This is a genomic window from Dapis purpurea BLCC-M126, assembly GCF_050015975.1.
Lineage (GTDB): Bacteria > Cyanobacteriota > Cyanobacteriia > Cyanobacteriales > Microcoleaceae > Trichodesmium.
On record NZ_JBNHER010000146.1, the window covers coordinates 1 to 21,242 of the forward strand.

Annotated in this window: 13 protein-coding genes; 6 read left to right on the forward strand and 7 right to left on the reverse strand. The window is 36.2% G+C overall.

Going from position 1 to position 21,242, the window contains the following annotated elements:
* Nucleotides 1–1,290 precede the first annotated feature (1,290 nt).
* The 6 genes from ACP6PL_RS12930 (at nt 1,291) to ACP6PL_RS12955 (ending at nt 10,343) form a co-directional block, all read left to right on the forward strand.
* Nucleotides 1,291–2,961: a sensor histidine kinase gene (locus ACP6PL_RS12930; RefSeq protein WP_426545671.1), complete on the forward strand. Its 1,671-nt coding sequence runs from the start codon at nt 1,291–1,293 to the stop codon at nt 2,959–2,961.
* A gap of 616 nt (nt 2,962–3,577) precedes the next feature.
* Nucleotides 3,578–6,001, forward strand: coding sequence for an ATP-binding protein (locus ACP6PL_RS12935; RefSeq protein ID WP_426545672.1), 2,424 nt, complete (start codon nt 3,578–3,580; stop codon nt 5,999–6,001).
* Between the two features lie 180 nt (nt 6,002–6,181).
* The gene (gene clpB / locus ACP6PL_RS12940; protein ID WP_426545673.1) at nt 6,182–8,794 is read left to right on the forward strand and encodes an ATP-dependent chaperone ClpB; all 2,613 of its coding nucleotides are present in this window, start codon (nt 6,182–6,184) and stop codon (nt 8,792–8,794) included.
* Between the two features lie 317 nt (nt 8,795–9,111).
* Complete coding sequence (locus ACP6PL_RS12945) at nt 9,112–9,348, forward strand: hypothetical protein (RefSeq protein ID WP_426545674.1); 237 nt, start codon at nt 9,112–9,114, stop codon at nt 9,346–9,348.
* A 266-nt stretch (nt 9,349–9,614) separates the two neighbouring features.
* A complete protein-coding gene (locus ACP6PL_RS12950) occupies nt 9,615–9,854 on the forward strand; it encodes a hypothetical protein (RefSeq protein ID WP_426545675.1) in 240 nt (79 codons plus the stop codon).
* 36 nt (nt 9,855–9,890) lie between these two features.
* Complete coding sequence (locus ACP6PL_RS12955; RefSeq protein WP_426545676.1) at nt 9,891–10,343, forward strand: PIN domain-containing protein; 453 nt, start codon at nt 9,891–9,893, stop codon at nt 10,341–10,343.
* A 10-nt stretch (nt 10,344–10,353) separates the two neighbouring features.
* On the opposite strand, the gene ACP6PL_RS12960 is transcribed toward ACP6PL_RS12955, so the two are convergent.
* The 7 genes from ACP6PL_RS12960 to ACP6PL_RS12990 all read right to left on the reverse strand — a co-directional run bounded on the left by ACP6PL_RS12960 (nt 10,354) and on the right by ACP6PL_RS12990 (nt 20,794).
* Nucleotides 10,354–10,887 (reverse strand): CPBP family glutamic-type intramembrane protease, encoded by a 534-nt coding sequence (locus tag ACP6PL_RS12960; protein ID WP_426545677.1) that lies wholly within the window; start codon nt 10,885–10,887, stop codon nt 10,354–10,356.
* Nucleotides 10,888–10,936: 49 nt separating this feature from the next.
* On the reverse strand, nt 10,937–11,383 hold the full coding sequence (locus tag ACP6PL_RS12965) for a type II toxin-antitoxin system VapC family toxin (protein ID WP_426545678.1): 447 nt from the start codon (nt 11,381–11,383) through the stop codon (nt 10,937–10,939).
* On the reverse strand, nt 11,373–11,636 hold the full coding sequence (locus tag ACP6PL_RS12970) for a hypothetical protein (protein ID WP_426545679.1): 264 nt from the start codon (nt 11,634–11,636) through the stop codon (nt 11,373–11,375). The genes ACP6PL_RS12965 and ACP6PL_RS12970 overlap by 11 nt, the downstream gene beginning before the upstream one ends.
* A gap of 44 nt (nt 11,637–11,680) precedes the next feature.
* On the reverse strand, nt 11,681–15,064 hold the full coding sequence (locus tag ACP6PL_RS12975; RefSeq protein ID WP_426545680.1) for a HEAT repeat domain-containing protein: 3,384 nt from the start codon (nt 15,062–15,064) through the stop codon (nt 11,681–11,683).
* Complete coding sequence (locus ACP6PL_RS12980) at nt 15,065–15,550, reverse strand: hypothetical protein (RefSeq protein WP_426545681.1); 486 nt, start codon at nt 15,548–15,550, stop codon at nt 15,065–15,067.
* Between the two features lie 358 nt (nt 15,551–15,908).
* Complete coding sequence (locus tag ACP6PL_RS12985; RefSeq protein ID WP_426545682.1) at nt 15,909–20,477, reverse strand: HEAT repeat domain-containing protein; 4,569 nt, start codon at nt 20,475–20,477, stop codon at nt 15,909–15,911.
* 191 nt (nt 20,478–20,668) lie between these two features.
* Entirely contained in the window at nt 20,669–20,794 is a 126-nt protein-coding gene (locus ACP6PL_RS12990) for a hypothetical protein (protein ID WP_426545683.1), read from the reverse strand.
* Nucleotides 20,795–21,242 lie beyond the last annotated feature (448 nt).

Sequence of the window (21,242 nt, forward strand, 5' to 3'; positions counted from 1 at the left end):
GGCTTTAAACCAGAATTATTTAATTATTAATAATTAATAATTAATAATTGGGTAAAAGGGAATTCTGACCTAGGAGGCCAAGTGATAAGTAGGTACACAAAATTAATTACATATATTATATGAGCTTAATGCTTAGTCTTATAAAGATTCCACAGAATTAGAATAGAAATAGTTAATTAATGGATAATTACCCCTTGTTAAAGTAACGGAATTGAATCTAAATAAATCATATTAAATATATAATGGATAGTGGATAATGAAAACTATATCTAATTATCAATTATTAATTAACGGTACTTTAGCAAAAAATATGTTAAAAATAATATCAAACCTTTACTGTATAAAGGTTTTAGAGTTAATCAACCTATTCCATGATCTATCTGGGTTTGAGCCATTTATAGTTTTTTGATGTATTTCTCTTACACCCATTAGCTTTGAAGGTTTTTTGCTGCAAAAAATATCAAAGTACCGTTAATAAAAACTATCTCCCATTATCAATTGTCAATTATCCATTATCCATCGGTAAATAGAGGATTTAAATCTTTGGGGATTAATTATCAATTATCCATTGGTAAATAATTTTGTTTAGGTACTTAACTGAAATGACCTAAAATTAACATCCTCCTGAAGTTTCTCTTAACAAAGACTGCTGAATTAGTAAACTTCGTTTTTCTGACCAAGAAAAAATGCTAGTCTTACAATACATCACTAACTCTTCTATACAAATTCACTTACAGGAATTATTAAATGGATAATACAGTATACAAAGCAACTCCAAAGTGTTTTCTAAATTATAGAATGAAAAGTCCTATCAATAATATCATCAATAATTTCATACCTCAGGTTGTAAAATAATGACCTGAAATTTTTGTCAATTTCAAGTTTGAGTGTTAGGAAAATCTTATTATTATACTTTAGTCTTTTTAATTTTGACTTTTGATTTACAAACAACTATTATAGATTTATAGATTCTGAGTTGTGAAAATATGTCTGGGTGGTATAGCAACAAAAAAATTTAATTAGAAAGTGATTTTTTTTCTAAAATTATCTAGGGTTGATAAATATATACTTATTCTCGGCAACTAAAGTAGTAACTATCTTGCAAAAAAGTGCATCTCATGGTATAGGGAAAAATTATGCTGGATCAGTATTAACCCCTAGAAGTAATCAAATAATTTCTACTAATAAGGCCGCGGGTGAATATTAGATTAGAATACAATATACCTATATGATTAGGGCCAAGGAATACCAGAGCAGATGTCATTAACTTCCATATCAAGAAAACAGTCTATGCTCCAGCAAAAATCCAGATCAAAACATTTGCTTAGTGGCATAGGAATCAGAAAAAAAATAGGTTTTGGATATGCTCTGACAGTTAGTATTGCTATTGTAGGAGTTTTAACGGGGCGGATATTTGAGTTAAATTATAAACATCAAATTAGAGCACAAATAGAACAAGCTCAAGAGCAAGTAGACTTACTGACAAATCTCACAAAAAAAGTATTAAAAGTTAGTATCCTGCAAAAAGAGTTGCCTAGCTTAATCAATAACCGGACAATTTTAGAAAAAAAAATATCCCTAGAATTATCGAGTTTTTATGAAGTTAATACAATTGTTAAGCAACTAAGAGCAATTATAGAAATTGGAGATAAAAATTTCAATAAAAACACAGATTATGTTCAGCTTCAAGAATTTATCCAAACCTATGTTAATCCCCTAGAAGTTCATGTTGAGCAATTAGAAAGTTTAATTCAAGAAATTAAACAGATACCACCTCAAACAAAAGTAGAAAGTTCATCACTACCATCATTGAGTAAAACTAACAATAGTGAAGTTGCCATAAAACTAGAAAAATTATCACAAGATTCAGAACAATTAGCTATAGTAGCTCATCAGAGAGTAGAACAAGGATTTGAAGATTATCAAAAAATAGAAGAATTAGGAATAAAAATATTAATAGCTAGCTTATTACTGTCTATAATAACTGCAGTAATAATTTCTATCTATACTAGCAAGTCAATCGCAACTCCCTTAAAAGTAATAACCAAAGTTGCTGAACAAGTTACAGAAGAAGCTAACTTTGAACTCCAACTTCCTGTAAGCACAGATGATGAAATAGGAGAATTAACAGTATCTCTGAATGAGTTAATTGGCAAGGTAGCAGAATACACAGATCAGCTCCAGGAAGCTAAACTTAAAGCAGAAGCAGCAAACCGTTCTAAAAGTGCTTTTCTAGCTACCATGAGTCATGAGCTGCGTACACCCCTAAATGCAATTATTGGTTATAGCGATCTTCTTTATGAGGATGCTGTGGAAGCAGGATATGAAGATTTTATCTCCGATCTAGAAAGAATTAAGCTAGCAGGTACACACCTCCTAGAAATGATTAGTGATATCTTAGATATTTCTAAAATAGAAGCAGGTCAAGTTACACTTTATTTAGAAAGTATTGAGGTTAATAAGCTAGTTCAAGATGTGGTTAGTACAGCCAAAAATCTTACTGAAAAAAACCGCAATAAATTCAAATTAGTTTTAGGAAAAAATCTGGGTACAATGTATGCAGATATGCCAAAAGTGAGACAAGTATTGATAAATTTACTGGGTAATGCAGCTAAATTTACAGCAGATGGTGTAATTACACTCAGTGTAGAAAAAGTCAAAAAGAGGAAACCAAAAAATAATCAAAATCAAAATTCAGGATTATTAAATAACGAACAAAATTACATAATTTTTCGGGTAATTGATACTGGTATTGGTATGACAGAAGAACAGTTAAAACATATATTTCAACCTTTTACTCAAGCAGATGCTTCTACTACTCGTAGGTATGGTGGTACTGGTTTAGGATTAGCAATATGTCAACGTTTATGTGAGAGAATGGGAGCAGAAATTGCTGTAAAAAGTCAGTCTGGAAAAGGTTCAACATTCACTGTTTGGTTTCCAGAAAGAGTAATTATATAGAATTGAGAATTGAGAATTGAGAATTGAGTTATCTAGAAAAGAAGCTTTAACAACAGAAAAAACTTTAAATATAGTAAATATTTCCCCATTTTTTACCGAATAATTAATAATTATTAATTAAATAATTCAGCTTAAAAGCCTCCCCTTTTAAGAGAAAAAAAAATAATATTTCCTTATATCCAATCAAGAACGGTTTTAACCAGAGGTAATTATAAATTATCCATTAATGAAAAGCTCCTATACTAACGGACATGATATAAAGGGGATAAAAAACAAAAATCATTATTTCAAACCTCCCTATTCGAGAAGGTACTGTTAACTGTTTTGCTGACGCAAAGCTCCGCTTTTCATGTCGGTGACAGCCGAAGTGCGAAGTTGTGCGCCAGCAAAACGCTGCGCGACATGAAAAACGCAGTTCCAACCCTAGGAGGCTAACTGAAATGACCATTATTTGATTTGGGAAAGATGCTAGGAGAAAAGAAAATTAGTTAAATTTTATTAAGGTTATATCCAAGAGTGAATACTCCATAATAAAAAACGGGTTTTTTTACTAAAATTTATTCAGAGCTACGAGTGAAAATTAAATAAAAACATATATACAAAAAGACAAAAAATTATGCTGCCAAATAATCCTAAGAAATTTACAGAAAAAGCTTGGGAAGCAATATCCCGTACCCCTGACATTGCTAAAGCTTCCCAAAATCAAGAAATTGAAACTGAACATCTAATGAAAGCTTTGTTAGAACAAAATGGACTGGCAACGAGTCTATTTAATAAAGCAGGGGTTTCAACTACTAAAGTACAAGAATACACCGACATCTTTATTTACCATCCACCAAAAGTTAAAAACAAACCCAATAATATTTACTTACAAACTGTTTGTAAACTCAGAAAAACCTCTATCCTAGGTTTTCAGAGGCTGATTAGTCGCCTTTCAAAGGGAGATAGGGGGGATAGGAGGAGGAGGGGGGTGAGGTTTTTAGAATTAATTGGTTTGCGGTACTTCTCAGACAGTTTCTTAGGCCGGAGTCTAGAAAACTTATTAGACAATGCTGAAAAATATCGCCAAGAATACAAAGACAAATACATCTCTACCAAACATCTGATACTAGCTTACCTGAAAGACGATCGCTTTGGTAAAAATCTCTATCAAGAATTACAACTAGATGAAGCAAAGCTCAAAGAAATCATTTCTCAAGTTCGAGGTAATCAAAAAGTAACAGACAAAAACCCTGAAAGCAAATACGAAGCACTGGAAAAATACCGTCGTGAACTAGCAAAATATTTGGAACAGCTACAGAAAGCTAGACTTGAATACGAAGCAGTAGAAGCAGTAAACCGTTCTACCATTGGTTTTCTAGCTACCACAAGATCCGAACTACGTACACCCCTAAATGCAATTATTGGTTATAGCGATCTTCTTTCTGAGGATGCTGAAGACTTCGAATATGACGACTTTCTGCCTAATCTAGAAAGAATTAAGGTATTTGGTATGCACTGCCTGAGAAATATTAACAATATTTACGATATTTTAACTATTGTCAGGATGAAAGCAGATATGAAACGGGGTCATAATCTGCAAATTTATAAAGTTGAAGTTGATAAGCTAGTTCAAGATGTAGTTGATACAGCCAAAAATCTTGCTGAAAAAAAGTGCAATACATTTCAATTACTCTTAGGAGAAAATCTGGGTATAATGTATGCAGATGTGTCAAAAGTGAAAGAGGTACTTATAAAAATACTGGATCATGCAGCCAATTTTACAGAAAATGGTGTAATTACACTCAGTGTAGAAAGAGCAAATAATCAAAAACTACAAAATCTTCACTATCAAGGTGCTGAGTCATTGAATAATGCACAAAATTACATAGTTTTTCGGGTCAGTGATACTGGTATTGGTATGACAGAAGAACAATTAAAAGATATATTTGAACCTTTAACTACCCGTTGTAGCTATAGTAGCTTAAGCTTAGGATTAGCAATATGTCAAGTTTTATGTGAGATGATGGGGACCAAAATTGATGTGGAAAGTAAATATGGAGAAGGATCTACATTTACTGTTGGGTTTCCAGAAAGGGTAATGAATGAGACCTTACGCTCTGAAGTTTACTACCAAGAATTTCAACTAGATGAAGCCAAACTTAAAGAAACTATTTCCCAAGTTAAAAAATTAACAGACAAAAACTTCGAGGACAAGTATGAAACTTCTGAAATATATACTCAAGAGGAATTACTAACATATATAAAAAAATTCCAGGAAGCTAAAATTAAAGCAAAAGCAGTAACAGCTTCCATCATCGCAATATTGGGAATGAATGAATCACGTAAAGACCTAAATGCGATTATTAGAGAAGTTGAAATTTTGGAGGAAAAAGTTTTTGAAGCAGGAGATGATGATTTCACCACCGACGTAAAGCCCGATCTAGAACAGATAAAGAGATCTGTTCTACACTTACTACAAATGATTAGCGATTGTTCATCTTTTCTCCAAATAGAAACTGGTCAAATTACACTTGATTTAGAAAATATTGAGGTTAACAAGCTAGTTCAAGATGTAGTTACTACAGCGAAAAATCTCACTGCAAAAAACCGCAATACCTTCAAGTTACTCTTGGGAGAAAATCTGGGCATAATATACGCAGATGTGTCAAAAGTGAAAGAGGTACTTATAAGAATACTGGATAATGCAGCCAAATTTACACAAGAGGGTGTAATTACACTCAGTGTAGAAAGGGGAAATAATCAGAAACTACAAGGTCATCAAAATCGAAATGCCGAGCCATTCAATAATGCACAAAATTACATAGTTTTTCGGGTCAGCGATACTGGTATCGGTGTGAAAAAAGAAGACTTAAAATATATGTTTAGACCTTATTTTGGTAACAACTATTATCCTACTACTCGTCCTTATGGTGTCCGCTTAGGATTATCAATATGTAAAAATTTCTGTGAGATGATGGGAGCAAAAATTAAAGTGGAAAGTATGTATGGAGAAGGATCTACATTTACTGTTGAGTTTCCCCAAAGGGTAATGATCTGACCAGTATTTGATTTAGGACAGATTTTAGGACTAAATCAAATTAGTTGAATTTCATCAAAGTTATATAGAATGGTAAATACCCAATAAGAAAAAACGGTTTTTTCTACTACAATTTATTCAGATATACAAGTTAAAATTAAACAAAAACATATATACAAAAAATCCAAAAAACAAAAAATTATGCAGCCAAATAATCCTAACCAATTTACAGAAAAAGCTTGGGAAGCAATATCCCGCACTCCTGATATTGCTAAAACAGCCCAAAATCAACAAATTGAAAGTGAACATCTAATGAAAGCTTTGTTAGAACAAAATGGACTAGCAACAAGTCTATTTAACAAAGCCGGTGTCTCAACTGCCAAAGTACAAGAACAGACAGACACCTTTATTAACCGTCAAGCAAAAGTCAAAAATACACCCAATAATATTTACTTAGGTCGCAGTCTGGATACTTTATTAGACAATGCTGAAAAATATCGCCAAGAATACACAGACGAATACATATCCATCGAACATCTCATACTTGCCTACCTAAAAGACGATCGCTTTGGTAAAAATCTCTATAAAGAGTTTAAATTAGATGAAGCAAAGCTCAAAGAAACTATTTCTCAAGTTCGAGGTAATAACAAAGTAACAGATAAAAACCCTGAAGGCAAATATGAAGCGCTAGAAAAATACGGTCGTGACCTCACAGAATTTGCTCGTGAAGGAAAACTTGACCCTGTTATTGGGCGTGATGACGAAATTCGACGCACTATTCAAATACTCAGTCGTCGTACTAAAAATAACCCAGTATTAATGGGTGAACCTGGAGTTGGGAAAACAGCGATCGCTGAAGGTTTAGCTCAACGTATCATCGCTGGAGATGTTCCTCAGTCTTTGAAAGATCGTCAACTCATCGCCCTGGATATGGGTGCTTTAATTGCTGGTGCTAAATTTAGAGGGGAATTTGAGGAACGTCTGAAAGCTGTTCTCAAAGAAGTTACCGACTCAGACGGCAAAATCATTTTATTTATAGATGAAATTCACACCGTTGTCGGAGCAGGGGCAACCCAAGGTTCAATGGATGCAGGCAACTTGCTCAAACCAATGTTAGCTAGAGGGGAACTAAGGTGTATTGGTGCGACAACTCTGGATGAGTACCGCAAATACATCGAAAAAGATGCTGCTTTAGAACGTCGTTTTCAACAAGTTTATGTGGATCAACCCAGTGTAGAAGATGCTATATCAATTTTACGGGGTCTCAAAGAACGCTATGAAGTACATCACGGTGTGAAAATTTCCGATAGTGCTTTAGTCGCTGCTGCTACATTGTCTACTCGATATATTAGCGATCGCTTCCTCCCAGATAAGGCGATCGACTTAGTAGATGAAGCTGCTGCTAAACTGAAAATGGAAATTACCTCCAAACCAGAGGAACTTGATGAAATTGACCGCAAAATTCTCCAACTAGAAATGGAGAAGTTATCACTGCAAAAAGAAAGTGATGCTGCTTCCAAAGAAAGGTTAGAGAGACTAGAAAAAGATTTAGCAAACTTGAAAGAAGGGCAACGCGCTCTTAATGCTCAATGGGAATCAGAAAAAGGTATCATTGGCAAAATTCAGACTCTCAAGGAAGAGATGGATAAAATCAATATTGAGATTCAGCAAGCAGAGCGGAATTATGACCTCAACCGTGCTGCTGAGTTGAAATACGGTAAACTGATTAACTTACAAAAACAAGTAGAGGAAGCAGAAGCAAAACTCGAAGCAACTCAAACTAGCGGTCAGACTTTGTTGCGGGAAGAGGTAACAGAAGCTGATATTGCTGAGATTATTTCTAAGTGGACTGGTATTCCCATCAGCAAATTAGTAGAGTCAGAAAAAGAAAAACTGCTGCATCTCGAAGCAGAGTTGCATAAACGAGTTATTGGTCAGAATGAAGCTGTGACTGCTGTTGCTGATGCCATTCAGCGATCGCGTGCAGGTTTAGCAGACCCCAACCGTCCAGTTGCTAGTTTTATTTTCCTTGGTCCGACTGGTGTGGGGAAAACAGAGTTAGGAAAAGCATTAGCAGCATATCTATTTGACACCGAAGATGCGATAGTGCGTATTGATATGTCCGAGTACATGGAAAAACACGCTGTGTCTCGTTTAATTGGCGCACCTCCTGGATATGTGGGTTATGATGAAGGTGGTCAGTTAACTGAAGCTATTCGTCGTCGCCCATATACGGTGATTTTGTTTGATGAAATTGAAAAAGCGCACCCCGATGTGTTTAATATTATGCTGCAAATATTGGATGATGGTCGCGTTACTGATGCTCAAGGTCATACGGTTGATTTTAAGAATAGTGTGATTATTATGACGAGTAATATCGGTTCACAGTATATTTTGGATGTGACTGATGACTATGAGCAAATGCAGCATCGGGTAATGGAAGCTTTGCGTGGAGCTTTCCGCCCAGAATTTCTCAACCGTATTGATGAAAGTATTATTTTCCATGGGTTGCAGAAAGAGCAGTTACGAGAAATTGTGCAGTTGCAAGTTGTGCGTTTAGAGAAACGGTTAGCTGAACGTAAGATGTCACTGAAGCTTGCAGATGCTGCTGTTAATTTTTTGGCAGATGTTGGGTACGATCCGGTGTATGGTGCGAGACCTTTAAAACGGGCAATTCAGCGAGAGTTGGAAACGCAAATTGCGAAGAGTATTTTGCGGAGTGAGTTTAATGATGGTGACACTATTTTTGTGGATGTGGAAAATGAGCGACTTTCGTTGAAGCGGTTGGGTGTAGATTTGGTGAAAGCGAAGTAGATAATTAATAATTAATAATTGATAATTAATTATTAGGGTTTGCTGAAAAATTTGCACTTTTTTTACTCCAAAAAGACACTTATATCATGTTCGGATAATCACTTATAATAAAGCTTTCGTTTGTAGTAGGGCTTCAGCCCTATCTACAGTTCGGGCTAAAGCCCTACTACGAACTTTAATTATAACTATTTAACCGAACATAATATTACCTTTATATGTCAATTCTTTTAGATTTAATCAGCAAGCCTTACTTAATCGTTATAAATTTTTATCCATTCAAGCTATTAACCCCATTGATTTTATTAAGGAGTTAGAAAATGAAAGTTAATATTGATAATGATTATGAAATTGTGCAAGAAGTTTTTCAGATTTTGCTGGAACATTTAGAAACTTCTAAAGTGATGAGATTTTGGTCTATTTGTAAGTTGGGTAATGGTGATTATTTGAAATTAAAAGATAAATTATTTGCAGAAGAAACTGTTGATAGTTTGTATGAAAAAATTAAAGCTTTTCAAGATGAAAAATTAGCAAATGAGGAAGCTAATAATGGTTAAAATCTATTAATAAAGTAGGGACGTTGCATGCAACGTCCCTACAAGCTTATCATTTCATTTTAGTTCAGACCTTATATCAAATCCGCTTGAACATTCGTCATTGCGACCATAGGAAGCAATCTCCTCAAAGCCTGAGATTGCTTCCTTCCACTCCGTTCCAGTCGCAATGACTTAGCTACTGATAAACTTTATACTTCTAAGATTAGAAAACTGTTATACTAGCAATACTTATAATTCAAAATCTCGTGAGTTGACGGAATATTATTATGTTAGAACAAGTGTTTAATTTAGCTAAACAACTTCCTGTTTCTGAACAAATTAGTTTAATTGAAAAAATGATAGTTGAAGTTAGGAAAAATAAATCTGCTCGATATTCTTTAATGCCTATAGAAAAGTTACAGTCAGAATTTGCTAAAGATTTAGCAGAGGCAGGATATCAATCAAGAGAGGATATAGTGAATTTAGTACGAGAAGTGAGACAGGAAATTTCACAAGAACGTCACTAACTTTATTAAATTTGATAATACTTTTAAATTAAAAAAATGACTATTTCTCCTGGTCGTATATTTTTTGATACTAATGTTTATATTATTGGTTTCGCTGCTCCAGAAAGTGATGAGTTTAGATGTCTTCAATGGGCTGGTTTAGGCATGAAACAATCTTCGTTAATTGAAGTTGTAATTTCAGAAATATTGCTTGAAGAAATTTTGCGAGTGGCGAAACGTCTGCGAAATAAAGATTGGAGTGGAGAAATAATCGATAGAATTTGGCAAGATTTTCAAGTTTGTTATGTTCTACTAGATGAAAATGAACTAGAAATAATTGAGAATTTAGGTAATATTCCTAGAGAGGATGCGGGAGTTTATTTAACTGCTAAAACAGGTAAAGCTCAATGTTTTGTGTCGGCTAACTATAAATTAGTTAAGGCTATTGTCGAAAAAACTGGAGAGTTTGAGTGTCTAACTCCTGAAGCTTTTGTTAATAAGTATATTTAATTTGATAATATTAGTTACTTCCATACAATTTTTCTTTACCACCTAACCAATATTGCCAAATCATAACTACTGCCCAATGAATAATTACTGGAACCCACAAACAACCAGTTATTTTATAAGCTACGGTACATCCTAAACCTAAAATTCCTGCCAATGTCAAAAAAATTGGTGTCATAAAAGTTGGATTTCCCTGGGGATGGAAAGTTAGAGCATTTATTGGATGATAAATAATAAATAAAAATAAACTTAACGCTGCCCAAAAACACGACACAATAATTGAAATTTTCTCGGTGGGATGAGGTAATAATAAAACTCGAAATATCAGCTCTTCTATTAAAGATGGCATAAAAAATATCGCTAATAACCCCTGAAATAATTCTTTGAGATTCCGAAAACCTCGACTTACTCGCAAAAATCTAGAATTAAAGCCTAACGGTAAGGCGATCGCTCCATAAAGTAACAATGTCACCCCTACCACTAACCAATCTTGAGTATTCATGGGGCGAGAAGCAAATATTAGACGCTCAATTAAGGTAGAAATCATAGGAAATTGCTCTAAAGTTTATCGAAACACTGCTGTCATATTAATAGAATCATAATGTTAATTCACTGATTACTAAAATAGATAACTCATTGACTCGTTTTAACTGTAAATCATTGGTTAAAAAAGCCTCACATTTTGATTGAATAGCAACAGCAATTTGTAAATAATCAGTTAATGATAAATTATACCTTGCTCTCATTTGTGCCGCCAACTTTCCGTTCTCCTCATCAATGAGCATAAAGTTAATATTTTCTCCATCAACAATTAAATCAATAAAATCCTGAGCAAGTGCTATTAATCCTAATTTGTAAGGATATACTAAACACTCGGACAAAGTAATTGGAGAAGTAACTCCCACAAGTAAACCGTCATCTATTCCATCAAAAATAACTTCAGTTATTCGATAATAATTCGGGTGATTTTCTACATAGTAAATAATTGGTGCAGTATCTAAAAATAGTTGCTTAACCCCTTGAATGGCATTATTAATTTTCATAATTATTGCGGATAATTTGTTCGCGGTTTTTCGTGGCTTCTTGACGAGTTCGGGAAACCCATTCTTGAGCATCTTCTCCTACTAATGGATAAGTTGCTTTTCCTTGAATCTCACGCCATTTACGCCGAGGTTTAGGGGTTGAACTATCATTTATTTGAAGATTATTTGATAAATAACGCATTAATTGAAGTTTTTCTTCAATGTTTAATTCTTCTGATTTACTGATTAACTCATTTAATAATTCTTGAGACATAATGAATGATAACTCTTTTCAATTAATCCTAACAAAAAGCATAACTACCTAGACAACCAACGAGGTTTTTTAAACAATGGAGGATGCCAAGCTTGATAAAATTCTGGGTAGGGCAGAGTTTGGGCACATTTCCAGATAATTTTGTAGCATTCTTTGAAACGATCGCTACTATCTCTGTCATCTTCTGCTGATAACCAATCTTTTAAGGATACAACCATTCCTACCATCTGCTCTTGTGCTAAAATTTTCTCTAAACTTTCTGCTATTTCCCAGCGAGTATGACTATCAGAAGTAGATTGTAATAAATGAACCAAACCATCAATCGCTTTCTGATTACCCGTTCCAATTTTCCCTATACTTTCTGCTACTAGCCAGGAAATCTCTTGATCAAAAGTAAATTTTAAGAAATGCACCAAACCGTCAATCGCTTTCTGATTACCCATACCAATTTTCCCTAAGCTTACTGCTGCTTTCTTGCGAATCTCATCATCAGAAGTAGATCCCAACGATTCCACTAAACTATCAATCCCTTTCTCATTGCTTATGCCAATTTCCCCTAAATAATATGCTGCTTGTGAACGAGTAAAATCATTAGGACTAGACTCCAACAATTCTACTAAAGCATTAATAGCTTTCTCTCCACCGGAGTCTATTTCCCCTAAGCTATATGCTATCTGCCTCCGAAGATGATCCTCAGAACTAGACCAAAATAGTTTTACTAAACCATCAACCGCTTTCTGACTACCAGGATCAATTTCCCATAAGCTTTCTCCTGCTCGCCAGCGAATCCAATCATTAGGAGCAAACTCCAACAAATGCACTAAAGTGTTAATCGCTTTTTCATTGCCTGGTTCGACTTTCCCTAAACTTTCTGCTGCTAGGGTGCTACTGTTATTATATTCCAAGAATTGTCGCAAATAATTAATTGCTTTCTGATTGCCAATGCCAATCTCTCCTAAACTTGATACTGCTAGGCAGCCAGTCAAATCATCAGGTCTAGACTTTAACAAAAGTAGCAAATGATTAATTGCTTTCTGATTGCCCACGCCAATTTTTCCTAAGCTTGATGCTGTTTGCCTGAGATTATGCTCATCAGAAGTAGACTTTAACAATTGTACTAAACTATCAATCGCTTTCTGATTGCCCATAGCAATTTTTTCTAAACTTTTTTCTATTTCCATGCGAATCAAATGCTTCGAAGTAACTCCTAACAATTGCACCAAACCATCAATAGCTTTCTGATTGCCCGTGGCAATTTTTCCTAAGCTTTCTGCTGCTTGTCTATGAGTATGACTATCAGAAGTAGACTCCAATAATTGTACTAAAGCATCAATCACTTTCTCATTACCGGGGTTAATCTCCCCTAAACTATATGCTGCTCGCGTAGAAGTAAAATCATTAGCAGTAGACTCCAACAATTGCACCAAAGTATCAATTGCTTTCTCATTGCCGGGATCAATTTTCCCTAAGCTATGTGCTGCTTGTCTGCGAGTCTTACCAGAAGTAGACCTCAACAAATGAACTAAACCATCTATTGCTTTCTCATTGCCTACAGCAGTTTCCTCTAAAGTTTTTGCTGCTTCCCAGCGAGTCAAATCATCAGAAGTAGACTCCAGTAAACGCACCAAAATATCAATCCCTTTCTCATTGACCGTGCCAATTTTCCCTAAGCTTACTGCTACTAACTTGTGAGTCAAACCATAGGAAGTAGACCAAAACAATTTGACCAAAGTATTGATAGTATTTTTCCTTGGAGTCTCGAGTAAAGCAGCTTGAGCTTCTGTTTCTATTCCACTGAAACCGTTGCCCCAAAAAACTACTTTCTTGACTATTTCATCTGTTTTAGTGCATTTGCTAAATTCACCAACTCCAGCAGCAGCGATAAAATAAGCCCGATACTCATAAAAACCCCTATCTACTATTCCTGGAATTAAAAAAATTCCACACCCATCCTTAAACTCAATTAAAGCTTTAATAAACTTCTCCTTCTCTTCCTCCTCCACATCCTCTCGCCCCAACCACAACAAAATCACCTGCTTCCACTGTGGCTCAAAAATACGATAAACTTTCCCCTTCAAAGGTTTATTCTTGTGTTTGCGAGGTAAGAAAAAATCCCAATCATCGATCGCTACAGCAGCAAAATATTCCTCAAACGAGGCATGAAAAAAAGCATACACCTTTTTCGTCGGTGACTCTGCTGCCACCCCCACATTATTCAGCCATCCAATTTGCAACGCCAGATAAAACAGAGAATTTTCATCATCAGCATCCCCCAACCTCTGAACAATAAAATCCTGACGCAACCGAAAACGACTCCCACTAGAGTTAATATCATCGTTCGCCAACCTACCCAACGCCAGATTTAACTCCCGTTGCTTACTTTCCTTAATTGGAAAAGGAACAGACTTCCACCGATAAAACTGCTCCACAAACTGACCATACAATTCCGCCTTCGTCTCCGGCAAACTTCCCTCATAGAACTGCCAACTCCGACACAACAGCGCCAACCGCAGAGGATTTTGCACCAAATCTCGCACCCGCGCTTTTTCCTCTTTACCCAGTTCCTCCTTTAAGCGGGAGGAGGGGGAGGAGGGAGACAAGGGAGACAAGGAAGAGGGGGAAGACAAGGGAGAGGAGGGAGTATTTCTGAACCAATTATCAATAAACTGATGCACCTGCTGAGGATAATCAAAATCCAACAACCGAAAAGTCTCAAAATCAGACAAAGCATTCACATCCGCCTGCCAAACATTCAGACGACAAGTCAACACCACCCGCGCTTTACCCACCCACCCCGAAAGTTGACGAGAAATATTTTGCAAAGTCTGACTGCCAGAAGTAGCAATTTCATCCACCCCATCCAACAAAAACCAGACTCGCTTCTGTTGAAATTGTTCGGTAAAATTATCTTGCACCTTCTGGCGCTTATCTGGAGAAAAAGGCAGCCAAGAATTGAGCAAATAATCCTCAAGACTCCTCAAATTCCCGTCTAGAGTCAAATCTGCCAAAGAAACCCACACAGGCAAACCCAACCCTTGCTGCAATATCCAATTCCCAATAGTTTGCAACAGAGTAGTTTTGCCCGCCCCCGGTTCCCCAATTAAAGCAATTCTATTGCCTTGACTTTTGCCTTGTTTTTGCCGGAGAATATTCTCCAAGAAAGCATCATGGGCAAACCTTTGCTTTTCCTCATATTGGGGTTCATAAAGTTTCGTTCCCTGTTCGGGAGATAATTCATCTTGTTGCCGTTTCTCAGACTTTTTCCGTTCCACCAGTGCCAATGGGACATAAATTTGTTCCCGTCGTTTTTTGGCCTCCTCATCATCGTGAAATAGGGAATTACTGGTTAGTTGATTATTCAGGCTTTCCCGACAAATATCTTGCCATTCCTTGAGAGTCAATTCTCTGCCCTGTTCGGGCGAAGTCACTCAAATGGTAGTTCGTTTGTCAATTTTGTTAATTTTGATTGTGCCACCAACTATCCCATCTTTTCCCATCTCATTTTTTCCAATCGCTATCCCACCTTTTTCCGCCTTAATTTCTTTTGCTACTATGTCGGCATTCTTTTCATCTTCCGACTCTAGAGACTTTAACGCTTCTCTAATTTCTTCCACAACCTCAGTCAATTTTGGATGAGGATTTTCTTCTACTGCCGCTGCTAACTCCTGTATTGTCCGCGCCACATCAGGATTAGCTGCTGCTTCCTGCATTTCCAAAACTGCCTGGCCATAATCCAAAGGTTGCTCTGAAGCTTGTTCAATAGCAGCTATAGCACCAGGAGATTCTTGTTTCAGATATTTCATCAACTTAGCACTTTTATCCCAGACTACCTGCCCAATATTTTCTCCAGTTTTTTCCAAAGCTTTTGTCCCCAATACAGCAGCTAGCGCCATTACAATAGTAATAGGTTCCATATTTCCTCCTAAAATTGGACTCAAATTAAGTTAATTATTTAGATAATATTCTAAGACATCTTATTTAACCGGAGCAAATTGAAAAAACTAACAAAACGAGTTTAGGAACATAGGAAAAATATAAGTATTAGACCTCTACAAAAATTAGATATCCTGTTAATTACCAATCTATTTTGAAGTTAGCGATCGCTACTTTTTCTCAACTCAAAATTCATAGCTTTCTATTGGTAATTTTAAAGATTTGTTCCTGATTAACTGTTGGCTGATAATACAAAGGTTGTTCCATTTTTTGTTCGATAGTTGTCACAAGATCGGGAGAAACTTGTTTGAGAGAAAAGATGCCATAATTGCTAAACTCCTACTCCTTAAGTAAAATTTTATCTAAGCTTTCTATGACTTGCTTGAAAGTATAATCGCAATTTGTCTCAAACAATTGCACAACTAAAGCATCAATTACTTTCTCATTACCCTTGCCAATTTCCCCTAAGCTATATACTGCTAGCCAGCGAATATCATCAGAAGTAGTAGATTCCAACAATTGGACAAAAATATGTATCACTTTCTCATTGTCAGGGTTAATTTTTTCTAAGGTTTCTGCTGCTAACCAGCGAATATTATCATCTGTAGTAGAACCGAACAATTGCACCAAAGCATCTATCGCATACTCATTGTCGGGGTCAATTTTCCCTAAACTTTCTACTGCTAGCCTGCGAGTATTATTATCATAAGTAGACCCCAACAATTGCACCAAAGCATCTATCGCATACTCATTGTCGGGGTCAATTTCTCCTAAACTTCTTGCTGCTTCCCTGCGAATATCATCTTTAGTAGACTCCAACAATTGCACCAAAGCATCTATTGCCTTCTCATTTCCTGGGTTAATTCTCCATAAGCTTTTTGCTGCTAGCCTGCGAGTATTATTATCAGAAGTAGACTCCAATAATTGGACAACAGCATCAATCGCTTTCTCATTTCCCGTGCCAATTTTCCCTAAACTTGCTACTATTTGCCAGCGAGTCTTATTATTAGAAGTAGACTTCAACCATTGCACCAAAGCATTAATCGCTTTCTCATTACCGGGGTTAATTTTCCCTAAACTTTCTGCTACTAGCGAGTGAGTATAACTATCAGAAGTAGACTCCAATAATTGGACTAAAGCATCTATCGCATACTCATTGTGCTTGCCAATTTTCCTTAAGCTCTCTACTGCTTGCTTGCGAGTATTATCATCTGTATTAAACCACAACAATTGGACTAAAGCATCTATCGCATACTCATTGTGCTTGCCAATTTCCTGTAACCTATATGCTGCTTGCCAGCGAATCTTTTCATCTGTAGTAGAGTCCAACAATTGCACCAAAGCATCTATCGCTTCCTCATTGCCGGGGTCAATTTTCCTTAAGCTCTCTGCTGTTTGCCAGCGAATCTTTTCATCTGTAGTAGAGTCCAACAATTGGACAAAAGCATCTATCGCTTTCTCATTCCCCTTGCCAATTTCCCCTAAGCTATATGTTGTTAGGGCACGAGTATAATTATCTGTAGTAGAGTCCAACAGTTGTACTAAAGCATTAATAGCTTTCTCATTCCTGGGGTCAATTTTCCCTAAGCTATATGCTGCTTGCCAGCGAATCTTTTCATCTGTAGTAAAGTCCAACAATTGCACCAAAGCATTAATTGCCTTCTCATTCCCCTTGCCAATTTCCCCTAAGCTATATACCGCTTGGTTTTGAGTCCAATCATCTGTAGTAGAGTCAAACAATTGCACCAAAGCATCAATCGCTTTCTCATTCCCCTTGCCAATTTCTCCTAAGATATATACTGCCTCCCTACGAGTCCGATTATCTGTAGTAGAGTCTAACAATTGGACAAAAGCATCTATCACTTTCTCATTGCCAGAGTCAATTTTCTCTAATATGGATGCTGCCTTCCTACGAGCATCAAAATTAGAAGTAAACCCCAACAATTGCAGCAAAGCATTAATCACTTTCTTATTACCTTTACCAATTTTTTCTAAGCTTTCTGCTGCTCGCCAGTCGGAAGTAGCCCCCAACAATTGCACCAAAGCATCAATTGCTTTCTCATTCCCAGGGTCAATTTTCTCTAAATTTTTTGCTGCTTGCCAGCGAGTATTATTATTAGAAGTAGACTCCAATAATTGCACCAAAACATTAATCGCTTTTTCATTTCCGGGGTCAATTTTCCCTAAACTTTCTGCTGCTCGCCAGTCAGAAGTAGACCCCAACAATTGCACCAAAACATTAATTGCTTTCTGATTACCGGGGTCAATTTCCCCTAAACTTTCTGCTGCTTGCCAGCGAGTATTATTATCTGTAGTAGACTCTAATAATTGCACCAAAGCATTAATCGCTTTTTCATTTCCGGGGTCAATTTTTCCTAAACTTTCTGCTGCTTGCCTACGAGTATTATGATCAGAATTAGACTCCAACAATTGCACCAAAGCATTAATCGCTTTTTCATTTCCGGGGTCAATTTTCCCTAAACTTTCTGCTGCTTGCCTACAAGTATTATGATCAGAATTAGACTCCAACAATTGTAGCAAAGCATTAATCGCTTTTTCATTAGCCTTAGCAATTTTCCCGAAGATATATGCTGCTTGCCTGCGAATATCATTATCAGAAGTAGACTCTAACAATTGCACCAAAGCATTAATCAATTGCAGCAAAGCATTAATATCTTTTTCATTCCCCGTGACAATTTTCCCTAAGATATATGCTGCTTGCCTGAGAATATCATTATCAGAAGTAGACTCTAACAATTGCACCAAAGCATTAATCCCATACTTGTTGTCTTTAGCGATTTCCTCTAAGCTTGCTGCTGCTCGCCAGCGAATATCATTATCAGAAGTAGACTCTAACAATTGCACCAAAGCATGAATTGCTTTTTCATTGCCCTTAGCAATTTCACCTAAACTATAGGCTACTCCCCTACGAGTATATTCATTAGAATCAGTAGTAGACTCTAACAATTGCACCAAAGCATTAATCGCATACTCATTGCCTTTAGCAATTTTCCCTAAGCTTGCTGCTGCTACACCGCACTCATCCCAAGAAGAATCTAAGGCCAACAATTGCACCAAAATATCAATCACTTTTTCATTGCCAGGATTAGCTTTCCCTAAACTATGTGCCACATGATCCCAAGGCGAATAATAATTGGATGCCAAAAATTCTGCCCAGGCATCGATTACTTTTCCATTACCGGGGTGAATTCTCCATAAGCTATCTGCTGCTTGCCTGCGAATATTATCATCACAAGTCAGCTCTAACAATTGCACCAAAGCATGAATTGCTTTTTCATTGCCGGGATCGATTCTCCATAAGTTATCTGCTGCTTCCCTCCGAGTATCATCATCAGAAGTAGACTCCAACAATTGCACTAAAGCGTGAATTTCTTTGTCATTGCCCGTGCCAATTGCTCTTAAGATATATGGTACTCGCCTGCAAATATCATCATCAGAAGTAGACTCCAACAATTGCAACAAAGTATCAATCGCATACTTATTACCTATGCCAATTTTCTTTAAGCTATCTGCTGCTTGCCAGCCAATATTATCATCTGTAGTAGACTCCAACAATTTTATTAGAGTATTAATTACTTTCTCATTGCCTGTAGCAATTATGCCTAAAGTAGATACTGCTCCCATGCGAGTATATTTATCATTATCAGAAGTAGACTCTAACAATTGTATTAAAGCATTAATCGCATATTGATTGCTCTTAGCAATTTTCTTTAAGCTAGCTGCTGCTGTGTTGCAAGTATCGTAATCAGAATTTGAGGCCAACAATTGCACCAAAGTATCAATAGCTTTTTCATTACCGGGGTGAGCTTTCTTTAAACTTTCTGCCACAGACTTCCAAGGCAAACGCTCGTAATTGGATGCTAACAATTTCTCCCAAGTATTGATCGGGTTTTCATTACCGGGATCAATTTTGCATAAGCTTTCTGCTGTTTGCCTGCGAATATCATCATCAGAAGTAGACTCCAACAATTGCACCAAAGCATCAATAGCTTTTTCATTACCATGGTCAATTTTCCATAAGCTATCTGCTGCTTGCCTGCAAATATCATCATCTGTAGTAAATTCCAACAATTGTAGCAAAGTATTAATTACATTCTCATTGCCCCTAGCAATTTCCCCCAATATTTCTACTGCTTTAGAGCGAGTATCAAGATTAGAAACAGATTCCAATAATTGTAGCAAAGCATTAATCCCTTTTTCATTACCGATGGCAATTTTCTTTAAGATATCTGCTGCTGTATTGCAAGTATTAGGGCGATCGCTTGACCCCAACAATTGCACAAAACGATCTATCGCTTTCTGATTTCCAGGGTCAATTTTTTCTAAACTATATGCTGCTTGCTTGTAAATCTTATCATCAGAACTAGATTCCAACAAATGCAGCAAAGCATTAATCGCATACTCATTGTCCTTAGCAATTTTCCCTAAGATGTCTATTGCTCTAGAGCGATAATAAGAACTGGATTCCAAAAAATGCAGTAAAGCATTAATTGCATACTTATTGTCCTTGCCAATTTTCTCTAAACTTGCTGCTGCTTGCTTGCTAGTATAATGATAAATAGAATCCAACAATTGCACCAAAGCATCAATCGCTTTTTCATTGTCCTTGCCAATTTTCCCTAAACTTGCTGCTGCTTGACAGCAAATGTCATCATCTGTAGTAGATTTCAACAATTGTACCAAAGCATGAATAGCATTTTCATTATCCTTGCCAATTTCTCCTAAACGTGCTGCTGTGCGTATACGAATCTTGTCATCAGAATTAGAGTCTAACAATTTTACCAAAGTATTAATTTCTTTCTGATTGTCCATACCAATTTCCCCTAAGATATATGCTGCTTGTCTGCGAGTATCACGATCAGAATTTGAGGCCAACAATTCTACCAAAGCATTACAGCGGTTTTCATATCAATAAACCACAATGATACTAACTCCTGCCTCCTAACTTCTAACTCCTGACTCCTGATTCCTAACAATGAGTTTAGTGATCTACTCAAATGAAAAGCGCTGTAATGGCTTTCTCATTGCCAGTGCCAATTTTGCCTAAACTATATGCTGCTTATCTGGGAATATTATCCTCAGAAGTAGATTCTAACTAATTGCACCAAACCATCAATTATTTTAGGATGAGGATTTTCCTCTACTGCCATTGCTAATTCCTGTATTATCCGAGGTACAACAAGATTAGATTCTTCATTGTGCATATACAGAAGGAGAAAATTATATTATCTAGTATTGAATTTAGTTCTGCTATTGAAGTTTTATATGAAGGAGTTAACTATTGAAACTAATACTGTCGAGCCAGAATAAACGTAGTGCTACATTATGATAAATGGCGGTGGGAGTATATTGCTCCTTTGGTAGGCATTATAATTGTAGATCATTGCGACTGGAACTTGTGGAAGGAAGCAATCTCAGGGGTGGTACGAGATTGCTTCCTATCGTCGCAATGACAAGTTTTCAGTATAGAACCCCTAAGAGATCTATATAATTATGCAAGTTAAGTCTATTCGTGCATCAAGAATGAGGAAAAATTATCTCAAGGAGTGTTGAATTTTTTTTATTATTTCTCCCCACATCTTCCCTCTTTCCTCTTTCCCAATTATTAATTATTAATTATTAAATAATTCTGGTTTAAAGCCTCCCCTTGGA

Bases quoted from the DNA above. Each gene is read 5' to 3' on its own strand.
- ACP6PL_RS12930 (WP_426545671.1), top strand. From the start codon at position 1,291: ATGCTCCAGCAAAAATCCAGATCAAAACATTTGCTTAGTGGCATAGGA.
- ACP6PL_RS12935 (WP_426545672.1), top strand. From the start codon at position 3,578: ATGCTGCCAAATAATCCTAAGAAATTTACAGAAAAAGCTTGGGAAGCA.
- clpB (WP_426545673.1), top strand. From the start codon at position 6,182: ATGCAGCCAAATAATCCTAACCAATTTACAGAAAAAGCTTGGGAAGCA.
- ACP6PL_RS12945 (WP_426545674.1), top strand. From the start codon at position 9,112: ATGAAAGTTAATATTGATAATGATTATGAAATTGTGCAAGAAGTTTTT.
- ACP6PL_RS12950 (WP_426545675.1), top strand. From the start codon at position 9,615: ATGTTAGAACAAGTGTTTAATTTAGCTAAACAACTTCCTGTTTCTGAA.
- ACP6PL_RS12955 (WP_426545676.1), top strand. From the start codon at position 9,891: ATGACTATTTCTCCTGGTCGTATATTTTTTGATACTAATGTTTATATT.
- ACP6PL_RS12960 (WP_426545677.1), bottom strand. From the start codon at position 10,887: ATGATTTCTACCTTAATTGAGCGTCTAATATTTGCTTCTCGCCCCATG.
- ACP6PL_RS12965 (WP_426545678.1), bottom strand. From the start codon at position 11,383: ATGAAAATTAATAATGCCATTCAAGGGGTTAAGCAACTATTTTTAGAT.
- ACP6PL_RS12970 (WP_426545679.1), bottom strand. From the start codon at position 11,636: ATGTCTCAAGAATTATTAAATGAGTTAATCAGTAAATCAGAAGAATTA.
- ACP6PL_RS12980 (WP_426545681.1), bottom strand. From the start codon at position 15,550: ATGGAACCTATTACTATTGTAATGGCGCTAGCTGCTGTATTGGGGACA.
- ACP6PL_RS12990 (WP_426545683.1), bottom strand. From the start codon at position 20,794: ATGCACAATGAAGAATCTAATCTTGTTGTACCTCGGATAATACAGGAA.